The sequence below is a fragment of the Pseudomonas sp. SJZ080 genome (assembly GCF_007828295.1).
GTDB lineage: Bacteria > Pseudomonadota > Gammaproteobacteria > Pseudomonadales > Pseudomonadaceae > Aquipseudomonas > Aquipseudomonas migulae_A.
The window spans coordinates 16,787-36,333 of sequence record NZ_VIUK01000033.1; the positions used below are offsets into that span (position 1 = coordinate 16,787).

Below are 19,547 nucleotides of genomic sequence, written 5' to 3' on the forward strand. Positions count from 1 at the left end.
CGCCATGCCGACCTTCGACTATCGGGCGGAAGATGCCCGTGGCCGCCGCTGTAGGGGCCGGGTGGAAGCCGACAGCCCTCGCCATGCGAGGCAGTTGCTACGCGAGCGTGGCTTGTTACCCAGCGAATTGCTGGAAGTCAGGGAGCAACTGACAACGGGGTCCCGGCGAGTCGGGGTACGTTTGAGTTCAGCCGACCTGGCGCTGCTGACCTTACAGCTCTCCACCCTGATCCAGGCCGGGCTGCCTCTTGAAGAGGTCTTGGGTGCAGTTGCCCAACAGAGCCAGAAGCGGCGCGTCGCTGGCCTGCTGGCAGCAGTACGAAGCCGGGTGATGGAAGGCCATGCTCTGGCGACCGCAATGGGCGCATTCCCTCAGGCCTTTACCGAATTGTACTGCGCCACCATCGCAGCCGGCGAACAGTCCGGCCACTTGGGCCAAGTGCTTGCACAGTTGGCGTCTTATACCGAGGCACGACAGGCCTCGCGTCAGCGCATTCAATTGGCATTGGTATATCCGCTGATCCTGATGCTGGCGTGCGTTGCGATTGTCAGCTTCCTGCTGGGCTATGTGGTGCCGGATGTGGTGAAGATTTTCGTCGATAGCGGCCAACCGTTACCGTGGCTTACCCAGGCGATGATCGCCTTGAGCGACGGGTTGCGCCGTTATGGTCTGCTGATGTTCGGCGCGCTGGCCGGAATGGTCGGGCTGTGGCGCTGGAGCCTGCGCCAGCCAACGTGGCGACTGCGCTGGCACCGGTTGTTCCTGAAGCTTCCCGTGGCGGGCAATGTGCTGCGCACGATGGAAGCGGCACGCTTCGCCAGCACCTTGGCGATCCTCAGTAAAAGTGCGGTGCCTTTGGTGGATGCCCTGCACATCGCCGCCCAGGTGATCGGCAACTTGACTATCCGTGCCCGCATGGCCGATGTCGCCCGTTCGGTCCGCGAGGGTGGGACCCTGACTCGTGGCCTGCAGCTAAGTGGCGACATCCCACCGCTGATGCTGCACATGATCGCCAGCGGCGAACGCGCGGGGGAACTGGACAACATGTTGGCTCGCGCCGCCGAACAGCAGGAAGCCAACCTCGCAGCACGCATCGCGCTGGTCGTGAGCCTGTTTGAACCGGCCATGCTGGTGGTGATGGGAGGCGTCGTGCTGCTGATCGTCATGGCCATTTTGCTTCCTATTCTGAGCCTCAACCAATTGGTGAATTGATCCATGAAACTTCAAAACAAACGGCCTGTACGTCATCAGCGTGGCTTTACCCTGATCGAAATCATGGTGGTGGTGGTCATCATCGGCGTCCTCGGTGCCATTGTGGTGCCGCAGTTCATGAGCCGACCCGATCAAGCCAAGGGCACGGCCGCCCGGACCGATATCCAGGCGATTGCCACGGCCCTGGAAATGTACCGCCTGGACAACTTTCACTACCCTACAACCCAACAAGGCCTGGAGGCGCTGAACAAACGCCCCTCCGGCACACCCGCGGCAAGAAACTGGAACCCTCAGGGCTATCTCAAAAGCTTGCCGATCGACCCTTGGGGCACACCCTACCAGTACCTCAATCCCGGACAGAAATCCCTTGATGGCAGCTATGACCTGTACTCATTCGGCGCCGATGGCGTGCCGGGTGGAGACGGGTTTGCTGCTGACATCGGCAATTGGGCTGAGTGAACATGTACCGTCATTGCCGGGGTTTCACCTTGCTGGAGCTGATGGTCGTCATCGTCCTGATCGGGGTATTGCTAGGCACCGTTGGTCTCGCTATCGGCAAGGACTCGGCGCGTCAGGCTCGGCAGCAGGCCCAGGATTTCATTCGCGTAGTGCAGCAACTGCGTGAACAGGCGGTGCTGGATGGGCAGGAATATGGCTTGCGCATGCAGTCAGGCGCTTATCAGGCGTTGCGGCTTGAGGCCCTGGACTGGGTCCCTGCGGCGACCTTGCACCAGTTGCCTGAAGATCTCAAGTTTGAGCTTGAAGTGGACCGCCATGTGCTCAAGCTCAATGACGCGCCGGGATCGCCTCAGCTGTTGCTGCTCAGCAGCGATGAAATCAGTCCGTTCCGGTTGTTCATCCACGCGGGTGGTAAGACCCTGGCGCGGGTATTCAGTGACGGCTTGGCTGAGCCGCTGATCGATGAGTGAGCATCACAGGTCTCGCGGGGTCGCCGTCAACTGCAAGGGCTTCACGTTGCTGGAGGTGATGGTTGCGATGGTTATATTCGCGACGCTGGCCGCCGCAGTGATGTCGGCCAGTCAATTCGTGCTCAGGCAAAGCGCTGGGCTGGAGACGCGTCTATTTGGTGTTTGGCTGGCGGATAATCAACTGAGCGAGTTGCGCCTGCAATCGGCCGCGGCGTTAGGCCAACAACGTTTGACGCGACGCCTTGATCATCGCAATTGGATCCTGGAGCAGTACATAACCCCGGCCCATGAGCCGCGTCTGCTCAAAGTCGACATCCAAGTCCGCATTGAAGGGAACCGGACGCTCGTGCATCGCACCACCGGTTGGATAGACACCCGTGATGAATAGACAGTCGGGCTTCACCCTATTGGAACTGGTGATTGCCATCGCCATTTTTGCCCTGCTTGGCCTGGGTAGTTGGCGCTTGTTCGATGGCGTTGTCCGCACTCAGCAGGGTGCCGGGAGTCATGAGCGTGAAATCAGAGCTTTGCAGCGTGCAGTGGGGATTATCGAGAGAGACGTATGGCAGTCCGTTGCCAGCTCTATCAAGCTGACTCCGCAAGGTTTGCAATTGCAGCGTAGCCAATGGCGCAACCCATTGGATCAACCTCGTAGCGAGCGGCAAGCGGTGCACTATCGACTCAAGGGTGGCGCGTTGTGGCGGGACAGTCGCGGCGAAGGAGTCGACATCGTGCAACACCAAAAACTACTTGACGACGTACACAGCCTGACTTGGCGTCTGTTCGACCCGAAACGGGGCTGGCATGCCGAGACAGGGGGCGCCAGCTCACCGCTGGCATTGGAGCTGATCATGTCTACAGGGCGCTTCGAACAGATCCGTCGCGTGTTGCCGTTGCCGGAGAAGTCGCCATGAATCAGCAGCGAGGCGTAGCGTTGATAAGCGTGTTATTGGTCTTAAGTCTGGCGTTGCTGCTCACCGGCGGCATGTTGCGCAGTCACCGACTGCTGTTGCAAAGCAGTGCCCAGCAGTTGCAACAGGTCCAACTGCGTCAGCTGGCGATGGCGGGTGAATCCTGGGGACGGATGATATTGCAAAGCAGTGCGATAACAGCGTCCGGTCCCGTGAGTCTGAGCCAGGACTGGGCTCGGCTCGGACACGCACTTGAGGTTGAGGACGCCGAAGTCCACGTCGATGTCGAGGACTTGTCCGGGCGCCTGAACCTCAATGCCCTGCTGGGTCAGGGTCAGATTGATCAACTCACTCTCGGTCGCTGGAAGCGCTTGCTGCAATTGCTGAATTTACCTGAGCTGTCGTTGCCACAGGTCGGGCTGGTACAGGAGTTAAGCCAATTGCGCCTTTTGCCTGGCATCGACGGCCAAACACTGCAACGCCTGGAACCTTGGGTCGTGCTCCTGCCCCGGGAGGCAAAACTGAACGTCAACACTGCTTCGGAATTGCTGCTGATGACCCTTGACGGCATGGAAGCCGGACCGGCCAAGGCGGTGATAGACAAGCGCTCAAGCACGCCATATGCCAGCGTGCAAGCTTTTACCGGCGATCCACTGTTGTCCGGGTTGGGCATCGGCAGCCATGGGCTGGGGGTCAGTAGTCGCTGGTTCCGAATCACCGTGGATGTAGCGTGGGGAAACAGTCGTCTGCGCCTGGCCTCGGACATTGAACGTAATCCCGCTACCGGCCGCTGGACTGTTCATCAGCGCCGTTTTCTACCGACTATCACCTAGAGTAAGCCCCTTTGACGAAAACCTGGCTTTACCTGACAGCCGAGGGCCTGGTTTCGCCCTCCGCCGATTGGCCGTGCTGCCTGTGGTCACCCGACGGCGAGCGACGCCGACTGCCCCTACATGAAGCTGCCGTTGAATTGAACGGGCAAGCCGTCGATGTGCTGCTGCCGATGGAAATGTGCAGCGGGTTTCGCAGCGATCCATGGCCCTCGCGACGCCAGCCCGGACCGCAGGCCCTGGCGTTTGCCATCGAAGAACAATTGGCGGAGAACTTGGAGGCGCTGCATATCTGCATCGGTGCGCGGGATCGAGAACAACGTTATCCGGTGATAGTGGTGCAACGGACGCGGTTCCAGGCATTGCTGGCGTTGCTCAACGAGCACACCGTCGATGTTCGTACGATGCATGTCGACGCCGATCTGCTACCCGCTGATAAGGCCTATGGCGTGCGCTGGTTCGATCGATGGCTGCTGGGTGGCGCATTGCCGGCGCGAGTGGCACTGTCTGTCCGGTCTTTGGCCACGCTCAAGTCCGGCCTGCCGGAAAACATGAGCTGGAAAGACGAGGGGCAGGATCGCACAGGCATAGATGAGTGGCTGCTTGGTGCCGCTGGACAGCCGGTCAACTTGTTGCAAGGCGAATTTCGCCGACGCCGTCGGCGCCTACCGTGGCGCGGTGCGGCGGCGGCCGTGTTGGGGATGTTAGTACTCAGTTCGATGTTCAGTGAGGCGCGTGTGCGCTTTCTTGAGCGCGAAGCCCGAAGCTTGTACACCCAAAGCGAACAGCGCTTCAAGTCACTATATCCGGAGCAAAGCCGGATCGTCGATCTGGCTGCACAGTTCCAGGTATTGCAGAGTCATCGCGGTAAAAGCCAGAACACACAAATCACCCGTCTGGTCGGCCTGACGGACCAAGTGATCGGCGCAAGCAACGTTGAGGTGCAGCGTATAGATTTTCGGGAGGATGAAGGCTGGAAAATCCAATTGACCGCCACCAGCTTCGTCGAGCTTGAACAACTGCGCGAACGTGGGCAACAAAGCGCAATGTCTCTCACCCTGGGCAGCGCCAGCAAACAAGGCAACCGGGTGCAAGCCACCCTCACCTTGGAGAATGGATGATGGACCACAGTGCATGGCTGGTCCTGAAGCAGGGTTGGAGACGAATCACGCATCGTGAGCAAGAACTTCTGGTGCTCCTCATCGGGTTTGTGCTGGTGGTCGGGGCTTACTTTTCAATCTGGCAACCCACTCGGCAACGGCTCGATGTGGCTGAACGACAATACCTGCAGCAGGCAGAGCTGGCTGCCCAAATCCAGCGCGCCGAACCGCGCAACGGTGCAAGCGTCGTCACCAGCCCGTTGTCGGTGCAAGTAAACGACAGTGCTACTGCGGCAGGGCTGGATATCACGGAAATGAACGTCGACGGAGAAGCACTGCGGCTCATCGTGAGCGGCGACGCCAATCGCCTGCTTGATTGGCTGGATCAGTGCGAACGGGACGGCGCCACCTTGCAATCACTGACATTGGAGGCTCGAAAGGGAGAGCTGCATGCGCAGGTCGTATTGCGTCAATGACCCAAACCTAGACATTGCATAATTAAGCATGAATCACCTGTTGGGCCCCGTGTTGATTTTCAAGCTCCCCATGGGCAGAGGCCATCGTCGCGGATAAGGACTACAACAGCGAGAGAGTCAGGGAGCTGGTTGCGCTACAAGAGGCTAAGGCCGTAATCCCGAGAAAGCGGAACTCCGTGAAGGGTAATGCGGATCTGGACAGAGGTCTTTACCGCAATCGGCACCTAGTGGAAACTTGAACGAGGCCCCTCAGCAAATTTAAATCCTTGCTTCGGAGCGTGAGCTTTCCTCCACTCCCGCCCCGCCAGAGTCGCAACGAGGGAGGCACTATGTCCGACGCCCTCAGGAGGCGCTAATTAATTCCAAAATCTGCTCTGTGCCTCTGTGCCTCTGTGCCTCTGTGGCCAAGGTATTTTCCGGGTAAAAGCGTGAATTAATTAGCCCTCCCTATTGCTTGTTACACGTGGAATATCTGTGAGGCAGCCATGTATTTACATGGGATCCGTCTCAAAAGCGCTGTAGATTACCTCTGGCGGTGAGGGGTACAGGTGATCACGTTATTCGCCCTATGAGTCTGTGGCTGGCGCGTCGACATTTGCTGGCCAACTCAGGACAGGCGGGGCTGTAACAGGGATCTAGCTGCTGCGAGTCGTTCGCAGCAGCTAGATCCAATTGGCTGCTTTCAGAAGCGGCGAGAGTTGAAGTCGGTCAGAGGCACTTGGCTATTTCAGATCATCAGAAGTTTCATGACAATAATGTATGTTAAAATCGGTTGGCTTGGGGTTGTATATCTTGAATACATAGGTCTGGCTCGCCTGAAGATTGAACTCTGCCGTAGGCTGCGACGGTAATGAAAGACTTAGTGTTGTAATGGGGCTGGGCGATCCATCCTTATATATATCAACAAGTATTCTCTCCCACGTCGTTTTCAACAGAGATAGTTTTACGGTGTCATCTTTAGAAGGTGTAAATTCTCCGAGTTCTGTGGGCACTCTACCAGCAAAGTCATTAAAATGAATGCTCCAATCGGTCGATTGGTTCGTAATCTGGAGTACTGTGTTAGGAGCACCCTTAAAATAAACGTTGGTCCTCTCGTTTGGCGCCAATGAAAATTCTATAGATTCCTGCCCAGCAATTGATATGAATCCTTCTTTAATTACCTCGCCTGTGTTCTCTCTTTGTGCTCGGCAATATAGCTCTGATACAATTGAAGGGAGTTCCGGTGTGCCTTCAACTATGGATAGAGAAATCACGCCATTGGTTGCTTGAAACGGCTGGAAAAGTTTGAAGTCATTCGCGAGATTGTTATTGTAATAATGTATGTCGTCGCAAGTCTTACCCTTCGGGGCGCTTGGCTTTTCGGGAAGAAATTGCACACTCGACTCGATGCTGGTGTTGTCCACAATAATCGCGTCGATATCATTTGATTGGCTTGCACTCTTCTGCATGAGTCTGCTCCTGGATGAGTCGCGCTGGGCGATTAATGTTCCCGAGCGACGATACTTTCTTGCTGGGCGTTGGTTCATACAACGTGAGAAACACTAGGACGGTTTGTCTATATCGTCAAGAAACAGGGGGGGCTCGTGCCGGTTTTAGGTTCTGTACGAAAAGTATTGTCGTAGGTATTGCAGCGCACAAGCCAGCGTGACCATCGCGCCAAAACTTCTGGCGAGCTTGTCGTAGCGGGTGCCGATTCTCCGGTGCTCTTTGATCCAACAAAATATCTGCTCAATGATGTTCCGTTGCCTGTATTTCGGGCGATCAAATAGCAGGGGCAGTCCTGGCTTGGGATTGCGTTTCATGGTGCGCTGCGGAATCGCCGGCTGCATCGATCTGTTTGCGGATGCGCTCACTGTCATAGCCCTTGTCCGCGACGATCACTTCGGCAGAGGGGAGCTGCGCAATCAGTTCGGGAGCTGCAGTGCAGTCGTTGATGTCGCCTCCTGTGATCTCGAAAGCCACCGGCAAATCCTGCGTATTAACCGCCAGATGAATCTTGCTCGTGAGCCCAGCGCGGCTTTTGCCGATTGCTTGAGGTTGACAGCTGGCGGCACCCGCACTGTGCTGATGAGCTTTCACATAGGTGCCGTCGATGAACGTCCACTCAAAGTCAGGCTCCTTAAGCAAGGCGTTGAAAACGCTGAGCCACTTGCCGGCCGCCCACTAGGCGTTGATGCGCTTGTAGACCGAATTCCAGCACCCGAAGGCGCTGGGCAGGTCTCGCCAGGACAGCCCACGCGCATCCGATAGAGCATGCCCTCAACCGTCATCCGCAAATCTGGCTTGTGATAAATCGCTTGCTGAAACAGAATTTTTTCCAGCTTCGACCAAAGCTCATCACTGAGCATCAATCGCGGCATCGCAAACCCGCAGGGTCCTGGTGTAAGGACCTCAATTCTGCGGGTTTGCTCTTCTTCCTCAATGCCCCACCGAAAAACGTCAACAGGCCCTAGGAAAGTTCCTTTGCAGGAAGGGCATTTCGATAATCCACCGGAGATCAATATTCCTTGGGTTGCGATATTCATGAAGCTCCCCTGCGTGAGTAATGAGCCGCGTGTTCACGTGACCGCTGCATGCGCTGGCGACGCGGGAGCAGGCGCCGCATGCCAAGTACGATTCCGGTAATGCTGATCGCGAAGCTGGCCATCTCATAGCCGTTCATATTGGGCATACTACAGTTGCTGATCACCACATCGAAATGCTCGCGGTGCCAGGCTTCCAGCCCACTGAGTCCATCCGCGGCCTCTACCACGCGGTGCCCCAGAAGGCCCAACTGCTGCGCCAGCAGCAGGCGGTTGGGCGGGTAGTCGTCGACAACCAGCACCCGCAGCCAGTCCGCCTGCGTATCGATGTTGGGGGCGACTCGACACTAGGGGAGGGCGGCTCCGGCAGGGCGTCGAAGGCGAAACGCACCCGCACGGCCGTGCCCACTCGAGGGTACTGCTTAGCGTCAGGTCGCCGCCCATCATTTCGCTCAGGCTACGGCAGATCACCAGACCGAGGCCCGAGCCGTTGCGTGCCTGTGGCTGGTCACGGGCCTGGGCGAAAGGGCTGAATAGGTGGCGCAGATCACCCTCGGCGATGCCGATGCCGCTGTCCTCCACCAGCAACTCGACGCATAGGCGCGGATCTCCGCTGGCCGGCAGCGCGCGCAACGTTATCCACCTTAAGTCAGTGTCCACTCAGTCCGGGACAAACCAGGATGCGCTAGGGCTCTGTGCGGGTGAAGGCGCTGGGCATCAGCTTGGCGGACGAGAAGGAAATCCTTGGCCTGTGAGCGAGGGTACCAAGTTCTGGTTGTAAGTGGTGACCGAGCTGCGTAATCGCGGCGTGCAGGACATCTTCGTCGCCTGCGTGGATGGCCTGAAGGGCTTTCCCGAGGCCATCGAGGCGGTGTTCCCGCAGACCAGCGTGCAGCTATGCACCGCGCACATGGTCAGGCACAGCCTGAACTACGTGTCCTGGAAGCGGCGGGCCGAAGTCGCCGCTGACCTCAAGCGGATTTACCAGTCCAGCCCGCCAGACGAGGCGAACTGCGCCTTGGCGAATTCGAGGCCAAGTGGGATGATGACTACCTGCCGATTGGTCAGTCCTGGCGGCGCAACTGGTCACGGATCACGCCGTTCTTCGCCTTCCCGCCGGCGATCCGCAAGCTGATCTACACCACCAACGCCATCGAGTCTGTAAACATGAGCCTGTGCGAGATCACCAAGAACCGCGGCTCGTTTGGGCTCTAACCTGAGGGATCCTGGTATCAAGTTAGAGTATAGCCCTACCTGACAATAGCGCTTGACGGTGCGCGATCTTAAGGGTTCTGTCGGATGGTCATCTTCTCCCTTGGGGGGAGTTGGCTCAATTTAGGTGTCATGAAATCCACGAGATTACTGGGGCATTTTTTTGCAGAAAATTAAATTGTAAAATTATCTTAATGTCGAAGGGACTTCCTACACGTACCCGGGAATTTTCCGACGTTCATACAAAAAATATTTGTATCTACTATTCCGAGCATTGGTGGGCATTTTTTTTGTAAATGGGGTGACCATGTTGGCGCCGACGCCGAATTGATCCCTTTACCGAGATATCACTGACCCGGTCTGACTCCCCGCGAACCACTATCTTTGGTGGTTTTGTGCCGATTCTAAGGTGGGTTAGTCTTACGTCAGCACATGGGGCAATTCGGCATTGGCGCCAACAATGAATGTGCCTGTGAGTAGCACCTGGGCCGTGGAGATGTAGAGTGCTATATATCCGGCCTCAACCAGCCACCGGTAGAGCGGGGAGAATTCTGAGGGTGACGACGGGCTTGGGTGAGTCACTCGATAGGTAAGCGTACTATGAATAGGGGGATCAGTAGTGCTGCCAACGAAACATTCAGGCTGTGGATAAAGCCCGCAACCGGTTCAGGTATTTGGATGAGCGAGACACCAAAGCCAATGATACTGGTCCAGATTATTACAATTGCAAAGCACCAATGTAACAGTGCGCGGGGTTTGGAATATCTTTCAATCGTTGATATGACAAATCTCTTCAGATTGAGAATGCGCGGCGGTCCTTGCTGCATTTTCTATTTTGCGTTTTTGAATTTACGAATCCAGGCCGTCCCTCACTCGAACCAATACCTAGCTCAAACTAAGTAGAGGTCTGACTGGGATCTGCAGGTGCTGGCGGTTTCAGGAAGTACTTGAAATTTAAAGCCGGGCAAATGTGACAGAATGACTGGCAGATCAGAGTCAGACGCTTCCGAGGGGCGGGTAGGAAATTTCCGCAGTGCATGAATGGTTGGGTGGTTGAGGAGGGGAGGGCATCAGACCTTCCCCACTTTCTCTGTCGTAGTGTAGCAATTCGATTGATGGCCGTTCTATTGAGTAGCCATTCAGCCGGATCGATACTCAGTCTTGCAAGTCGGAGATCGCCAGATCACTGTGATAGATTCAGTTTGCGTTATCTCTCTCAGCATCATCAACGGTTGTACCGGATAATCATTTCCCTTGGCTGAATTACTGCGTCTTGTGTGGTTTCTGGGGTATTTTTACATAAATTAACTCGATCAAAGAAACTTCCTACGCACCTCCGGGAATTATCCTATGTTCGTGCGGAAGATATCTGTGTTTACTATTCTTAAGTGTTGGGTTGGGTCTGTGTAATGGCTAACCGCGCAGGACTATGGTTGATCTGAAATTTAGCGGTGCATTATAAATAATAACGAGGTGATCAATGTGTAACGCCAAAAAAATATATTTTGCTAGCGTGCTATCGCTGGTAAGTATCGGTTCTATAATGAGTGCTGAAGCAGGAGAGCCATTATCAGGGATCGGAGATCGCTGCTGCCCTTTCAGTGATGAGCATCTAAAACAAGATATCCAGCCGCTGCAGGGGGGCTACAGAGAAAATTCTCGAGTTACATGGAGTGTCTTATGAGTTCAAAGTCGGCGGCAAGAAGGATGTAGGTTTGTTGGCTCAGGATGTGGAGAAAGTATATCCTGAATTAATAGTGAAGAATGGGAAGTACAAGCAGTTGGATTATCAAAAATTGGTCGCGCCATTGATTGAGGCTGTACGGGAACTCAATGGAAGGATAGCGGTTTTGGACGCTCGGGACGCGGCAAAGCATGCTCATTAAGCAGAAAGTCGTAATGGGGCGAATCAATCATCTCCCTCAATGATATATCAGATCACGACATTGAATAAAGAGTGTGAGCGGTTGAATAGATATGTTCAAATTGTACTGAAAATCGTCAGCGTTTGGTTTTCTTACCTATCGCGGGTTGGCCTATTGCCGCAGATGGATCTAGCAGTCGACGGGAAATGTGAGTTTTATCGGGTAATTAGAGGTGATTTGGACCGGATCGCGGGGCATCGCAATACCAAATTTTAGTCACTGAATCGGATACTATAATGACCACCATGACGCACAGCTCTCTGGCTCTCAGGACTGATCAACTAATCGACGCACTTGATTTGGAGCCTCTCGCGGAGGGCGGCTATTATCGTAGGACTTTTGAGTCCAATAGCCATGCTCTCACCGATACAGCCCGCGGATCGCGTTTTTTGATGTCTTCGATTTATTTTCTCTTAACTAGGAATGCGCCTATTAACTGCTTTCATCTGAATCAGTCAGATATCGTGCATTATTACCACTTGGGAGACCCGATTGAATACAGCCTGATTTTTCCTGATGGTAGATTAAAAACTGTCGTAATGGGCGATAATATTATCGTCGGAGAGTGTTTGCAGCTGCATGTGCCTGGCGGTGTGTGGAAAGCTTCGCAGCTATTAGATGGATCGGCTGGATACGGACTTATCAGTGAAGCGGTTTCTCCTGGGTTTGATTATGCGGATATGACGTTAGGACATCGCCAAGCGCTCAAGGAGCAATTTTCCGAATATGCTGCGTTGATTGAGAGGCTTGCGGTAGATTGAGCGCGTAGTCTGTTTGCGAGCTAAGTTGGAGTCGATTCAAGTAAGCCTGTTTTGGGGGGGCGCTGAAAAGGCTTGTAGATCTGTTGATATAGTAATTGGATTCCGAAGAGCGGATAGTATCTCAGCTGCTGTATCGGGTTGGACTGCGATTAGACTTTATTTTTAATTTCGGTCTCTTGAGTGCGTCACAACCAATAAAAAAGGAATACGTTCATAGCTCAAATCACCCTTAAAGGCACCCTGTTCAAAACAATGGCCACCTGCCGCAACCAGGCTCCTACGCGCCTACTTTTTCCCTAGTGGTTGGCGATCTGTCGGACGCGTCCCTGCCCGATCTGGTCGGCAAGCGCAAAGTGCTTAACATTTTCCCAAGCGTTGTTATCCCAGTCTGCGCCACCTCGGTACGCAAGTTCAACTCTCGGGCCAATGAACTGGCCAACACCTAGGTACTGTGCATCTCCGCTGATCTGCCATTCGCCCAAGCCCGTTTCTGCGGTGCCGAAGGCTTGGAAAACGTTAAGAGCTTGTCCACCCTGCGTGGCGCCGAATTCATCGAGAATTACGGTGTGGGCATTGCTGACGGCCCGCTCAAAGGCTTAACGGCCCGCGCCGTAGTTGTACTGGATGAGAGCGATAAGGTCCTGCACAGTGAACTGGTCAAAGAAATCGCCGAAGAGCCAAACTACGACACTGCCCTGGCTGTATTGAAGTGAGTCGCTGCAGCTCCAGTATCGTGTGCGGCAAAACCCCAAGGCTCGCTGTCAGAGCGGGGAATGTGCGTGATCGCCTTGCTAATCCGTCTATTAGGATTACGGATGACTAACGACTGAATTGCGCAGTGCTGTACACGGCGCCAGGTGCTGCGGAACGGAGGCTTCCGAGCGACGATCTTGTTTGGTAAGCGGTTTACTAAGCTAGGCTTCAGCAACGAAGCCGATGTTCACTACATAATAAATGCGGGCTCTCGAGGCTCAGGGCTCGATATTTATATTCCGAAGGCCGCCCTACACGGCCAAGCACTGCTGATTGCCAAAAATGGAGCCAGCGCAGCGATGACCGAGACACCTGCGCAAGAGAGGGGGAGATAAAGTTAATAGCGGACATACGTTCTATTTTTTCATAAATGCTCGGGGAGATAGCAGTTACAGATATTCCCTAGCGTTTTTTCTGCACGGACTTAATAAGGCCGGAGGTTATGCTGCGGGGGGATTAAACATAAGTTTTCTCAGAGGTTTTGATTGTTTTTTCATTGTTAGACAATGTTATGTACCGGCTTCACCACGCAGTGGATTAGGTGAAAAGAGGACGGGCGTAAGCGAGGTGCTTTCATGTGTTAGCGCTCAAACTCGCTCCATCTTGGCTCAAGTGATTGCAGTCCGTTACAGGCTTGGTTTGTCACGGTCGTAATAAACCATTAGGGGTAACCCATGGCTTTAAAGATTTATTTCATTTCAAGAGGCTAATTATGAATAAAGTACTTAAGCGGATATTCGCGTGCGGCGTACTTGCAATTGCTATGTCTGGTACGGCCATGGCGCAGTCTTATGAGCACTCCAGTGTCGCATCCTGCTCTGCAGGAGGCTTTGAGTTTGAGTGTGATTTATTGATTGGACGCACTCAGTCAGGAATTGATCGCGCTAAAGTGGCTGGCAAGCGGTTTGGCAGACCGCCAACGTTTAATACCCAGGAGAGAGCAGCCGTAATGGAAAAATTAGTTGCTGGGGTCAGCATTGCTGAGGTTGCCTCGCATTTAAGACAATAAGGTAAACGATTTAAGAGTGAGAGATGCTTTACTAAAAATACAGCAAAAGTCCCGGGCTTAGTAAGTCGAGCCCGAATAAAATTTGAATTGGAATTCTTATGCTCGGAAGAATTGGCAAAGGACTAAATTGCTTTAGCCCTGCTAACGACAACAGTTTTAATCGCTTCGTTTTGACCAAAAAAATTCAAGATGAAATCTTACCGTATGTATCCAAAGTAACAATTTGTGATCGTCCTAGCACTAACCATAGCGGGTTAACACAATATAATTACGATGACAATCGTGACGGTATTCGACAACGCAGAGTTTCTGTTGCAAGACAATTTGATCTCACCTTATCTGACGCTCCATTTGATAGAAGATTTGTCATTGAGTTAGCCAAAGAAGTGGAGAAGACTCACCAGATGCCTGGGCAATGTGCAGAAATGGCCTCAATTACAGCAGTAAAATTAAAAGACATCGCAGCTCAAACAGGATTATTTGTTTATACACTTCAATTGCCAGACTACAATCACACAATCACATTGTTATCTGAAACACCGTATAGGTCAAATGAATGGATAAATTGGGCAAAAGAGTTTAACTCAACCTCAATTATTGTAGATCTCTGGCAGGGAGCATTATCACAAAACAAGCCTGATGCTCTCGTTTCACCTGCCAATAAAAATACATACACAAGAACCAGCCCGCGAGCAATAGTCCAATGCAAGGTTTGGGGTGGATTTCCTTCACGTCACATGGTTTGACGCCCATCTTAAGTTAGAAGTATTTGGTAATTCATTGATTTGAAAAGAAAGCCAGATTTCTGGTTTTGGGTGTGGGTCCGTATTGCATCTAGTTTTCTGCCCTCGTTCTTACCTTATTTGGAAAACATATTCTTATGCTTACCCACGATCAATTAGAAAAAATAGAGAGAACCTTCAGCGCGCGCGCACTCATAACGCCAATAAGAGTTAAAAATCCTTTTGTGCAGCAGGCTGCTACACCTCAACAAATTTTCGAACTTCAAAGAATAAGTAGCGATTTTTATTATTTTATTCCAACAGCTCGAGGAAATACGAGCAGGCCTGCGGTAGATGGAATATTCGCGTTCGTCATCCTTGCAAGTGATCCTGGTCGTATCTATTGCGGCGCGCTTAGTCGACTGAACCTAGCAGCTTCTGAGAATACAATTGATCCCTGCTTTATCATAGATGGACACACCTCCCTATCAAATCGTGAAGACATACTTTTTGCTGGCGAACTTTTTTTTAAAAGCAATAAACTAAAGTCCTGGAACAATGGCAGTGGTCATTATCGTCCAGATGCTCAGCGCCGCTATACAAATCTTATTCCTGCCATTCAACGACTGCTCCCGGAAGATCGGTTCCATGACTACTTTAATATGGCTCCTGATCAAGTACAAATGAGACTCGTAGCGCGAGGTTATACCCTGATCGGAAATTTTGGCTCTGCATCTTAAAAGAGCTAGCTCCAAATTTGTTGTATTTTCGATTTACGGTTCCCTCCATATTCCACCCAGAAATATTTGGTAACCCATTGATTTAAAAGGGAGGCCAAATTTTCCGGGCTTTGGGCGTATCCCCCAGCGAGGGCCTCAAAAATTGCTACTACTTCAGACCTTTCCTGGGCGTTTGTCGCTGTTCGAGTATATTTTTAGTTTGTACCGATGACAGCCAAGCCGGGGGCCAAGTTAGAATCGGATCCGCCCCCTTCCTCTCCGTCTCGGCTGTAAGAGTCTTTTCACTCGATCGGTGTGCGGTGCCTACCCGGATTTTGGGAAATTTCCTACAGGTCGTCCGGAAAACGCCTGCATAATCGATCTGTGCGCACCCACTATGATATATCACAAATGTGTAGGGTAGGTCTCATCGAAATTAGGTCTGCGAAAGCAGCGTGCTGATACATGCCACATAAAATAAGGTGCTGAACATGAAGTTCTCAAAGGCCATTGCTCTAAGTTCACTGTTGTTGGCTAGTACCAATAGTGACTTGCCGCCAGGCACGTTCCTACTCGCTGGATCTGACCACTGACGAGGTGCTGGGCGGCTTGACGACCCAGGAAGTGCGGCACCTGTAAGTCGGACGACTGGTGCGGTCAGATTGCAGGCGCGATGCTAGCGTTAATTGGTTGATTGAAGATGAGCTTTAAAAGAAAGTTGGTGCTGAGTGCACTGTTACTCGTGGCGGTCAATAGCGCATTCGCGGTCAGTATTGCTGATCTGACCGTTTCCGGGACTCATATCCCTGTTTCATGCGCGCCAATATTCAGTGGGGTGAGCGTAGTCGACTGTGGGAAAATGGTGCTTAAAGATTTGAGCGACAACTGCTTTGCCGGAAAGTCTATAGCCTTGAGTATCGCCTGTGACTCGCCAATGCTTATCAACTATCAATGGGAAGACGAAAAATTTTACTCAGTTGTCGCGACTTTTTCATATGGTTTTGGTCTTGGGTTCGCGCCAGCGGGGATATCGGCTGCTATCGCATGACAACAAGTTCTGCTTCTGGAGATGGGGCAGCTGCGAGAGTGCTCCTTCTGGCTAGTGGCTGGGCTAACTTCCGGTCTCTAGGAAAAGTCTGAAGTAGAGGCCAATTTTAGTTTCAAGTGAAAGTGATTTTAAAATGTCGCTGGCTGCTTAAGAGCTTTCTTAGGAGTGTGCCGGTCAGCTTTTCGCAGGGCCGCTGCAAGTCAAAAAGCACCGATATTGGTTTTTTTAAGTTTATTTGTATTTTGACTTCTCAATAAAACACATTAATCATGCAGGCGTCGGGGGGTACGTGATAAACGTTAAAAGTTTTATCGCCGGTCTTGCAAGTAAGGGCTGCGGTGAGGATCTTGAGTATGACGCTGATTTTCTCGCGCTGAGTCAGAAAATAACCGGGGGCGAGGAATCACAATACGGTGAGCATGTTTACGTCCCTGAGCCGATTGACTGGATTGCTGTCGAGGCTTTGTGTTTAAAACTATTTGAGCGTACCCATGATTTGCGCGTTGGTGTCTGTCTGGCACGGGCTTGGCTTGAGCGTAGTGGATTGGATGGTTTTGCCAATGGGCTACAGGTGCTGGCGTTTCTGCTGCGTGAACGCTGGGATACGGTACACCCGCAATTGTCGGTGACGGAGCAATTTGACCCACTGGTGCGCTTCAACACATTAGCCGAGTTAACAGTGCCAAGTACGGTAATCGCGACACTGCGTCGAGAGCCATTGGCGCGCACTGATACTCAAGAAGTACTCAGTTGTGCAGATCTTGCGTTGATTGCCGTTGGTACAGAGTCGCAAGAGCGCACGGGCTGTCTGGCGCGATTAGGGCGCTTAATCGAGCCGCAGTGCTCCACCGAACTGATGCGCAGTCTGGGAGTGCTCAATCGTCTTGAAGGGCTTTTAGTCGAGATCGGTCAATGCTTGGATGATCACACCGGGTTATGCGCAGTATCGCCTTTACAGCCAATTTCCCGCTTGTTGCAGCAATGGCTGCGGGTGGTAGAGGGGCGCCTGCGTGATACGGCACAGGGCCTGTCTCTGGTAAGTGATCCGTCTCCCAATGCGGTTATTGGCAGAGATGCAGTACCTGCACAAGTAATTGGGGGCGGTGAGTGCCGATCCAGAGACGATGTGCTGAGGGCGCTCGATGCCATCGAAGCGTATTACCATCACCACGAACCAAGTAGTCCGGTGCCGATGCTGGTGCGCCGTGTACGGAAGCTGGCGGGAATGGAGTTCATGGAAATTATCGCTGAACTGGTGCCCTCAAGCATCAACGAGCTACGAATACTTGGCGGTCTTCAGGACAGCTGACGATTCATCATTCATTTAAGGTAGCAAAATGTCCAGTAATACCAGTAGTCAGAAGTTTATTGGCCGCAACCGTGCGCCGCGCGTACAGATTGATTATGACGTGGAACTATATGGGGCTGAAAAAAGTATCGAACTTCCCTTCGTCAACGGTGTGTTTGCTGATTTGTCCGGCACCAATATTGAGGCCTTGCCCTCGGTGGCAGAGCGTAAGTTTCTTGAAATTGACATTGATAACTTCGACGAACGCATGAATGCCGTTAATCCGGGCCTGAAGCTCATGGTCGCCAATGAGTTAACTGGTGAGGGCCAAATTTCTATCGAGTTGGACATTAAGAGTATGGATGATTTCAGCCCAGGTGCGATCGCCCGCAATGTCGAACCACTGCGCAAACTGCTGGAGGCGCGTCAGCAACTGTCCAATTTATTGACCTACATGGATGGTAAAAGTGGTGCCGAACAGTTGGTAGCTCAATTGCTTGAAGATCCGGTGCTAATGCAATCTCTCGCGGATCAAGCCAAACCTGCTGATCAAGCTACTGAATAAGGTAAGTAATTGTGAGCACATCAGAACAAATCCAGGCCGTCAGCCTTTATTCAAAGTTCGTCGAAGTTGATGAATTCAGCAGTTTGCTGCAGCGGGAATTTAAACCACGCAGCGAGCAAGCCAGAGAGGCTCTCCACACTGCAATACAGACCTTGGCCCAGCAGGCTTTGAGTACAATGCATCTGATTGCTGACGATACGTTAAGCACCATTGAAGCCTTGATCGCATCAATCGACAGCAAGCTCTCGGGTCAGCTTAACGCTATTTTGCACCATGACGAGTTTCAGAAGCTCGAGTCGGCCTGGCGCGGATTACACCACTTGGTGAGTAATACCGAAACTGACGAGCAACTGAAAATCCGCTTTTTCAACGTATCAAAGGTCGAGCTGGCTCGCGAACTGAAAAAGTTCAAAGGTGCCGCCTGGGATCAGAGCCCACTGTTCAAGAAAATTTATGAACATGAGTATGGTCAATTCGGGGGAGAACCTTTTGGTACTTTGATCGCCGACTATTACTTCGATAATAGTCCGCCTGATGTTGAGTTGCTCTCGTCCATGGCCAAGATTGCCGCTGCGGCTCATGCACCGTTGATCAGCGCCGCTGATCCGGGCGCGTTGTTGATGGACTCCTGGCAGGAGTTGGCCAACCCGCGGGACCTGAGCAAGATTTTCCAGACACCGGAACATGCCGCCTGGCGTCACTTGCGTAGCTCTGAAGACTCTCGTTATGTGGGGCTGACTCTGCCGCGCTTTTTGGGTCGCATCCCATACGGTGCCAAGACAGCTCCTGTGGAAGACTTCAATTTTGAAGAAGTCACACAGGGTGATTCCGCAAACTACCTATGGGTAAATGCTGCTTACGCTATGGGCCTCAATATCAATCAGTCGTTCAAGAAATTCGGCTGGTGCTCACAGATTCGTGGAATCGAGTCGGGTGGCGCAATCAGTGGTCTGCCAGTGCATGCCTACCCGAGCGAAGACGGCGGTGTGGACATGACCTGCCCGACCGAAATTGCCATCAGCGACCGGCGTGAGTTGGAGTTGGCGAATAGTGGCTTTATGCCTCTGGTGCATTGCAAGAATAGCTCGATTGCGGCCTTTATCGGTGCGCAGTCACTGCACAGCCCGCAGCAGTACGACGATCCCGACGCCACCGCGAATGCAAAGCTGGCGGCCCGCTTACCCTACTTGTTCGCCACCTGCCGCTTTGCCCATTACTTGAAGTGCATTGTTCGTGACAAGATCGGTTCGTTTAAAGAGCGGGCGGATTTAGAAACCTGGCTCAATAGTTGGGTCAACCGTTACGTTGAATTGAACCCGGCCACCGCGTCGGACAGCGATAAAGCCCGCAAGCCCTTGGCGGCGGCGGAAGTTGTAATTGAAGAAGACGAAGCTAATCCAGGTTTTTACCGGGCCAAGTTTTTCTTGCGTCCACACTATCAACTTGAAGGGCTGACCGTTTCTTTGCGGCTGGTTTCCAGGTTGCCTTCTGTCAAGGCTTGACCATTGTACTGGCTGGGTGTCACTTACCTAAGTGGCAGGTTCTGTGCGGACGTAGTTTTTTT

Annotated in this window: 19 protein-coding genes and 5 pseudogenes; 20 read left to right on the forward strand and 4 right to left on the reverse strand. The window is 52.7% G+C overall.

The window, feature by feature from the left end; genetic code table 11:
• Positions 1-4: 4 nt before the first annotated feature.
• The 9 genes and pseudogenes from gspF to FBY04_RS29060 form a co-directional block, all read left to right on the forward strand.
• Positions 5-1,213 carry a type II secretion system inner membrane protein GspF gene (gspF, locus tag FBY04_RS29020; protein WP_144931215.1) on the forward strand — a complete coding sequence of 403 codons (1,209 nt, stop codon included), beginning with the start codon at positions 5-7 and terminating at the stop codon, positions 1,211-1,213.
• Positions 1,214-1,216: 3 nt separating this feature from the next.
• Positions 1,217-1,672 (forward strand): type II secretion system major pseudopilin GspG, encoded by a 456-nt coding sequence (gene gspG, locus FBY04_RS29025; RefSeq protein WP_144931213.1) that lies wholly within the window; start codon positions 1,217-1,219, stop codon positions 1,670-1,672.
• 2 nt (positions 1,673-1,674) lie between these two features.
• On the forward strand, positions 1,675-2,142 hold the full coding sequence (gene gspH / locus FBY04_RS29030; protein ID WP_144931212.1) for a type II secretion system minor pseudopilin GspH: 468 nt from the start codon (positions 1,675-1,677) through the stop codon (positions 2,140-2,142).
• Positions 2,135-2,530 (forward strand): type II secretion system minor pseudopilin GspI, encoded by a 396-nt coding sequence (gene gspI / locus FBY04_RS29035; RefSeq protein WP_144931210.1) that lies wholly within the window; start codon positions 2,135-2,137, stop codon positions 2,528-2,530. The genes gspH and gspI overlap by 8 nt, the downstream gene beginning before the upstream one ends.
• Positions 2,523-3,056: a type II secretion system protein GspJ gene (locus FBY04_RS29040; protein ID WP_144931208.1), complete on the forward strand. Its 534-nt coding sequence runs from the start codon at positions 2,523-2,525 to the stop codon at positions 3,054-3,056. The genes gspI and FBY04_RS29040 overlap by 8 nt, the downstream gene beginning before the upstream one ends.
• On the forward strand, positions 3,053-3,886 hold the full coding sequence (locus FBY04_RS29045; RefSeq protein WP_144931206.1) for a type II secretion system protein GspK: 834 nt from the start codon (positions 3,053-3,055) through the stop codon (positions 3,884-3,886). The genes FBY04_RS29040 and FBY04_RS29045 overlap by 4 nt, the downstream gene beginning before the upstream one ends.
• A gap of 11 nt (positions 3,887-3,897) precedes the next feature.
• Positions 3,898-5,004, forward strand: coding sequence for a type II secretion system protein GspL (gene gspL / locus FBY04_RS29050; RefSeq protein ID WP_144931203.1), 1,107 nt, complete (start codon positions 3,898-3,900; stop codon positions 5,002-5,004).
• The gene (gene gspM / locus FBY04_RS29055; protein ID WP_306085258.1) at positions 5,001-5,459 is read left to right on the forward strand and encodes a type II secretion system protein GspM; all 459 of its coding nucleotides are present in this window, start codon (positions 5,001-5,003) and stop codon (positions 5,457-5,459) included. The genes gspL and gspM overlap by 4 nt, the downstream gene beginning before the upstream one ends.
• A gap of 59 nt (positions 5,460-5,518) precedes the next feature.
• Positions 5,519-5,692: pseudogene (locus FBY04_RS29060) on the forward strand (IS5/IS1182 family transposase); the annotation flags it as partial.
• A gap of 489 nt (positions 5,693-6,181) precedes the next feature.
• On the opposite strand, the gene FBY04_RS29065 reads toward FBY04_RS29060, so the two are convergent.
• The 4 genes and pseudogenes from FBY04_RS29065 to FBY04_RS33055 all read right to left on the reverse strand — a co-directional run.
• Positions 6,182-6,907: a hypothetical protein gene (locus tag FBY04_RS29065; RefSeq protein WP_144931201.1), complete on the reverse strand. Its 726-nt coding sequence runs from the start codon at positions 6,905-6,907 to the stop codon at positions 6,182-6,184.
• 144 nt (positions 6,908-7,051) lie between these two features.
• A pseudogene (locus tag FBY04_RS29070) lies at positions 7,052-7,819 on the reverse strand (IS5 family transposase).
• 161 nt (positions 7,820-7,980) lie between these two features.
• Positions 7,981-8,283, reverse strand: coding sequence for a response regulator (locus FBY04_RS29075; RefSeq protein WP_256667202.1), 303 nt, complete (start codon positions 8,281-8,283; stop codon positions 7,981-7,983).
• Positions 8,284-8,407: 124 nt separating this feature from the next.
• Positions 8,408-8,641: pseudogene (locus FBY04_RS33055) on the reverse strand (ATP-binding protein); the annotation flags it as partial.
• A 29-nt stretch (positions 8,642-8,670) separates the two neighbouring features.
• Here FBY04_RS33055 and FBY04_RS29085 point away from each other — a divergent pair.
• The 11 genes and pseudogenes from FBY04_RS29085 to tssC all read left to right on the forward strand — a co-directional run.
• A pseudogene (locus FBY04_RS29085) lies at positions 8,671-9,187 on the forward strand (transposase); the annotation flags it as partial.
• Positions 9,188-10,815: 1,628 nt separating this feature from the next.
• Positions 10,816-11,079 (forward strand): tail fiber domain-containing protein, encoded by a 264-nt coding sequence (locus tag FBY04_RS29090; protein WP_145318759.1) that lies wholly within the window; start codon positions 10,816-10,818, stop codon positions 11,077-11,079.
• A gap of 275 nt (positions 11,080-11,354) precedes the next feature.
• A complete protein-coding gene (locus FBY04_RS29095; protein WP_371927879.1) occupies positions 11,355-11,879 on the forward strand; it encodes a cupin domain-containing protein in 525 nt (174 codons plus the stop codon).
• A gap of 213 nt (positions 11,880-12,092) precedes the next feature.
• A pseudogene (gene tpx / locus FBY04_RS29100) lies at positions 12,093-12,592 on the forward strand (thiol peroxidase).
• Positions 12,593-13,344: 752 nt separating this feature from the next.
• Positions 13,345-13,641 carry a hypothetical protein gene (locus FBY04_RS29105; protein ID WP_145318762.1) on the forward strand — a complete coding sequence of 99 codons (297 nt, stop codon included), beginning with the start codon at positions 13,345-13,347 and terminating at the stop codon, positions 13,639-13,641.
• Positions 13,642-13,739: 98 nt separating this feature from the next.
• Complete coding sequence (locus FBY04_RS29110) at positions 13,740-14,387, forward strand: hypothetical protein (protein ID WP_145318765.1); 648 nt, start codon at positions 13,740-13,742, stop codon at positions 14,385-14,387.
• Between the two features lie 134 nt (positions 14,388-14,521).
• On the forward strand, positions 14,522-15,103 hold the full coding sequence (locus FBY04_RS29115; protein WP_145318768.1) for a hypothetical protein: 582 nt from the start codon (positions 14,522-14,524) through the stop codon (positions 15,101-15,103).
• 679 nt (positions 15,104-15,782) lie between these two features.
• Positions 15,783-16,130: a DUF1120 domain-containing protein gene (locus FBY04_RS29120; protein ID WP_145318771.1), complete on the forward strand. Its 348-nt coding sequence runs from the start codon at positions 15,783-15,785 to the stop codon at positions 16,128-16,130.
• A 289-nt stretch (positions 16,131-16,419) separates the two neighbouring features.
• On the forward strand, positions 16,420-17,439 hold the full coding sequence (tssA, locus tag FBY04_RS29125; protein ID WP_145318774.1) for a type VI secretion system protein TssA: 1,020 nt from the start codon (positions 16,420-16,422) through the stop codon (positions 17,437-17,439).
• 28 nt (positions 17,440-17,467) lie between these two features.
• The gene (gene tssB, locus FBY04_RS29130; RefSeq protein ID WP_145318778.1) at positions 17,468-17,983 is read left to right on the forward strand and encodes a type VI secretion system contractile sheath small subunit; all 516 of its coding nucleotides are present in this window, start codon (positions 17,468-17,470) and stop codon (positions 17,981-17,983) included.
• A gap of 11 nt (positions 17,984-17,994) precedes the next feature.
• Positions 17,995-19,485: a type VI secretion system contractile sheath large subunit gene (gene tssC / locus FBY04_RS29135; RefSeq protein ID WP_145318781.1), complete on the forward strand. Its 1,491-nt coding sequence runs from the start codon at positions 17,995-17,997 to the stop codon at positions 19,483-19,485.
• Positions 19,486-19,547 lie beyond the last annotated feature (62 nt).